General features: G+C 71.4%; 3 protein-coding genes and 2 pseudogenes. All 5 read right to left on the reverse strand.

Annotation, left to right across the window (positions count from 1 at the left end):
• Positions 1–267, reverse strand: a pseudogene (locus tag ACVNF4_RS33115) (2-oxoacid:acceptor oxidoreductase subunit alpha); the annotation flags it as partial.
• Between the two features lie 147 nt (positions 268–414).
• Positions 415–1,755 (reverse strand): dihydrolipoamide acetyltransferase family protein, encoded by a 1,341-nt coding sequence (locus ACVNF4_RS33120; RefSeq protein WP_461806576.1) that lies wholly within the window; start codon positions 1,753–1,755, stop codon positions 415–417.
• 11 nt (positions 1,756–1,766) lie between these two features.
• Positions 1,767–2,732 carry an alpha-ketoacid dehydrogenase subunit beta gene (locus ACVNF4_RS33125; protein WP_461806578.1) on the reverse strand — a complete coding sequence of 322 codons (966 nt, stop codon included), beginning with the start codon at positions 2,730–2,732 and terminating at the stop codon, positions 1,767–1,769.
• 17 nt (positions 2,733–2,749) lie between these two features.
• Entirely contained in the window at positions 2,750–3,928 is a 1,179-nt protein-coding gene (gene pdhA / locus ACVNF4_RS33130; protein ID WP_461806577.1) for a pyruvate dehydrogenase (acetyl-transferring) E1 component subunit alpha, read from the reverse strand.
• A pseudogene (locus tag ACVNF4_RS33135) lies at positions 3,925–4,335 on the reverse strand (hypothetical protein); the annotation flags it as partial. The gene pdhA and the pseudogene ACVNF4_RS33135, both read right to left, overlap by 4 nt.

A 4,335-nucleotide genomic window follows, 5' to 3' on the forward strand; every position in this document is an offset into this window, starting at 1 on the left:
CGCATCACCCGGAGTCAGGATGTCGTGGTCCGCGAAGTGCAACTGGAACGAGGAGACACCGGGCAGCGTCCCCGCAGGAGCGCGGATCTCGGCCGGGAAGTTCGGCAGCGTCGACAGATCGTTCCCGAACGCCGCCGTCTCCGAGGTGAACCTGTCACCCGTGAGCTGCATACCGTCACCTGAGTCACCCGCGAACCGAATGACCACCCGGTCGACGGGCTTCACCGCCTTCGCCGTGGAATGAACCGGCACTGCGGAACTCCTCACATGTTCGGACGCTGGAAGGACTGGAAAGGCGGGCCGGCCGTCAGGCGGGGGATGACTGACGGCCGGCCCTGTCACGGGGGTGTTCCACAGTCTGCCGAGAGCAATCTGCAAGACCTCTGGACATCTCCTGGAGAACAACAGCCACGCTCAACTCCACGCGATCAGGCGGCTGGGCCGCTCCAGTACCGCCGCGACATCCGCGAGCACCTTGGAGCCCAGTTCCCCGTCGACCAGCCGGTGATCGAAGGAGAGCGCCAGAGTGACGACTTGACGGGGCGTCACCTTGCCCTTGTGGACCCACGGCCGGGATCCGATCGCACCGACGGCGAGGATCGCCGCCTCCCCCGGGGCGAGGATCGGAGTGCCGCTGTCGATCCCGAAGACACCGATGTTGGTGACGGTGACGGTGCCGCCGCTCAGCGCGGCCGGGCCGGTCTGCCCCGCCCTGGCCGTGTCGACCAGCTCGTCCAGCGCCCCCGCGAGGTCGGCCAGCGACAGCCTGTGGGCGTCCTTGATGTTGGGGACGATCAGCCCACGAGGGGTGGCCGCGGCGATGCCCAGGTTGACGTAGTTCCGGTGGACGATCTCCTGCGCTTCGTCGTCCCAGGAGGAGTTGATCTCCGGGTTGCGCCCGATCGCGACGAGGAGGGCTCTGGCAACCAACAGGAGCGGGCCGACCCTCCGGTCCGCGAACCGCGGTTCCCGTTTGAGTTCGCGCACCAGCTTCACGGTCCGGGTCACGTCGACGGTGACGAACTCGGTCACGTGCGGCGCGCTGAACGCGGAGGAGGTGACGGCCGCGGCGGTGGCCCGACGCACTCCGCGCACCGGCACCCTCGTCTCCCTGGGCCCAGGGTCCGGGACGGACACGGGTACCGGCACCGGCGGCGCGGCGGCCGAACCCGCCCCGGTCTCCACCGCTCCCGCAGCGGCATGCACATCCGCCCGCGTGATGACGCCCCCCGGCCCCGAGGCCAGGACCCGCGCAAGGTCGACCCCGAGATCCTTGGCGAGCTTACGCACCGGCGGCTTCGCCAGAACCTGCACGGGACCGGCAGAACCGGCAGGACCGGCGGGACCGGCGCCGCGGCCGGCCGGCGGATCCCCCGTACGGCGCCTGCGCCTGACCGCCTCGGGAGCGACGCCGTACCCGACGAGCACCGGCTGCCGCCCCGCCCCCGCACCCGGCACCGGCACCGGCACCGGCACCGGCGAAGGTCCCGGCACCGCCCCCGCAGGCGCGACGGTGATGACGACGGCACCGACAGCCACCCTCTCCCCCGGCACGCACCGCAGCTCCCGCACCACCCCGTCGAACGGGATCGGCAGCTCCACCACGGCCTTGGCCGTCTCTATCTCACAGATGATCTGCCCGTCGACGACGGTGTCGCCGGGCTCCACGTACCAGGTCAGAACCTCCGCTTCAGTGAGCCCCTCGCCCACATCGGGCATCCGGAACTCCAGCAGCCGCTCGACAGTGTCCGTCATGGGATGGTCCTTCAGTACGCCAGCGCGTGGTCGACGGTGGCGAGCACGCGGTCGAGGTCGGGCAGGTAGTGCTCTTCGAGGCGTGCCGCCGGATAGGGGGCGTGGTGTCCCCCGACCCGCAGGACCGGGGCCTCCAGCACGTAGAAGCACCGGGTGGTGATGCGGGCGGCGATCTCCGCGCCGGCCCCGAAGAAGACGGGTGCCTCGTGCACGACGACCAGGCGGTGTGTCTTCTCCACGGACGCCTGCACGGTGTCGAAGTCGACCGGGGACACCGACCGCAGGTCGACGACCTCCAGGGAACGGCCCTCCTCGGCCGCCGCGTCGGCAACCTCCTGGCACAGTTTCACCATGGGCCCGTAGGCGACGAGGGTCAGGTCGGTGCCGGGGCGGACGACCCGCGCCCGGTGCAGGGGCCCGGGTACGGTGTCCGGGTCCACCCCGCCGGTGTCCCAGTATCGGCGCTTGGGCTCGAAGAAGATCACCGGATCGTCGCTGCGGATGGCCTGCTGGAGCATCCAGTAGGCGTCCGAGGGCGTCGAGGGCGAGACGACCTTCAGTCCCGCCACATGCGCGAAGAGGGCCTCCGGAGAGTCGCTGTGGTGTTCCACGGCGCCGATGCCGCCGCCGTAGGGGATCCGGACGACGACGGGCATCCTGATCGTGCCGTGCGAGCGGGCGTGGATCTTGGCCAGCTGGGTGACGATCTGGTCGTAGGCGGGGAAGACGAATCCGTCGAACTGGATCTCCACCACGGGCCGGTAGCCGCCGAGGGCCAGTCCGATGGCCGTGCCGAGGATGCCCGACTCGGCGAGCGGCGAGTCCATCACGCGGTCCTCGCCGAAGTCCTTCTGGAGGCCGTCTGTCACCCGGAACACCCCTCCGAGCCTGCCGACGTCCTCCCCCATCACGAGGACGCCGGGGTCGTCCTCCAGCGCTTTGCGCAAGGACCGGTTGAGCGCCTTGGCCAGTGTCATCGTGTCCGCGGGCATGGTCACTCACTCTCCGAGGCGGCGACGGGATCGGCGTAGGAGTCGGCGTAGCCGTCGGCACGGGCGTCGGCGAAGGACCGGTGGTACTCCTCGAACTGCCGCCGCTCCTCCTCCACGACCGCGTGCCCTTCGGCGTACACGTGGTCGAAGACGGCCAGCCGGTGCGGGGCGGGCATGGTCCGCACCTCGCGGCGGACGCGGAGCGCGAGCTCGCGGGCCTGCTCCTCGACCTCCTCGAAGAACTCCGGCCCCGCGTGCCCGGCCTCGGTCAGGTGGACACGCAGCCGGGCAATGGGATCCCTGGCCCGCCAGTGCTCCAGTTCCGTCCGGGTGCGGTAGCGGGTCGGGTCGTCCGAGGTGGTGTGCGCGCCCATGCGGTAGGTGAACGCCTCCACGAGGAAGGGCCCGTTGCCGCCCCGGATGTGGTCCAGGGCGAACCGGGTCACGGCGTGCACCGCGAGGACGTCGTTGCCGTCCACGCGTACGCCGGGGAAGCCGTAGCCGTGTGCTCTGCGGTACAGCGGGCCGCGCAGCTGCCGGGTGACGGGCTCGGAGATGGCCCACTGGTTGTTCTGGCAGAAGAACAGCACGGGCGCGTCGTGGACGGCGGCGAAGGTGAACGCCTCGGCGACGTCACCCTCGCTGCTGGCGCCGTCGCCGAAGTAGGCGACGGCCGCGGAGTCGCTGCCCTTCTTGGCCAGGCCCATGGCGTACCCGGTCGCGTGCAGCGTGTGGGCGCCGACGACCAGGGTGTACAGGTGGAAGTTGGACCTGCGCGGGTCCCATCCGCCGTTGGTGACCCCGCGGAAGAGCTTGACGACGTCGACGGGGTCGACGCCCCGGCACCAGGCGACGCCGTGCTCGCGGTAGCTGGGGAAGACGTAGTCGTCGGGGCGCAGGGCGTGGGCCGAGCCGACCTGGGCCGCCTCCTGGCCGGCCAGCGGTGGCCACAGGCCCAGCTCGCCCTGTCGTTGCAGGGCGGTGGCCTCTGTGTCGAAGCCGCGGGTCAGCACCATGTCCCGGTAGAGGACGCGCAGCAGTTCGGGGTCATAGCCGGGGGTGTCCTCGGGAGGCGCCAGCAAGGTGCCTTCCGACGTCAGCAGTTGCAGTGTCTCCGGTTCGCCGGGCCGGGTCGTGCAGGCGTGCAGGGCGTCCGTGAAGCGGCTCGTGGCAGCGGTCATGTCGCTCTCCGTCCGAATCGGCCGGCCGGGACCGCCGAGCGGGCCGGGCGCCCGGTGATGTCGAGGGTGTGATCCGGTGTCCAGCGGCCCCGCCAGCCCGAGTACTCCACGTCCTCGGGCCACCAGGACGGACCGCTGGCGACGATGACGCCGGCCTGTCCCGGCGGCAGGGTCTCGCCGCCGGGTCCGGTGACGCGCAGCCGGACGGGCGGTACCGGACTGCCGGCGTCGGGCTCGTGGGGCCGTCCGCCGTCCCGGGCGAGCAGTTCGTGGGCGGTCCACGGCATGAGGCCGTCGGTCGGGGCGAACTCGGACCACAGGCGGGTCGCCGGGCGGGCCGCGAAGTGGCGGACGACGAGTTCACGTGTGCCGGGCTCGCCGATCAGCACGACGGTGCCGGGATCCGC

Source organism: Streptomyces sp. S6 (genome assembly GCF_054880855.1).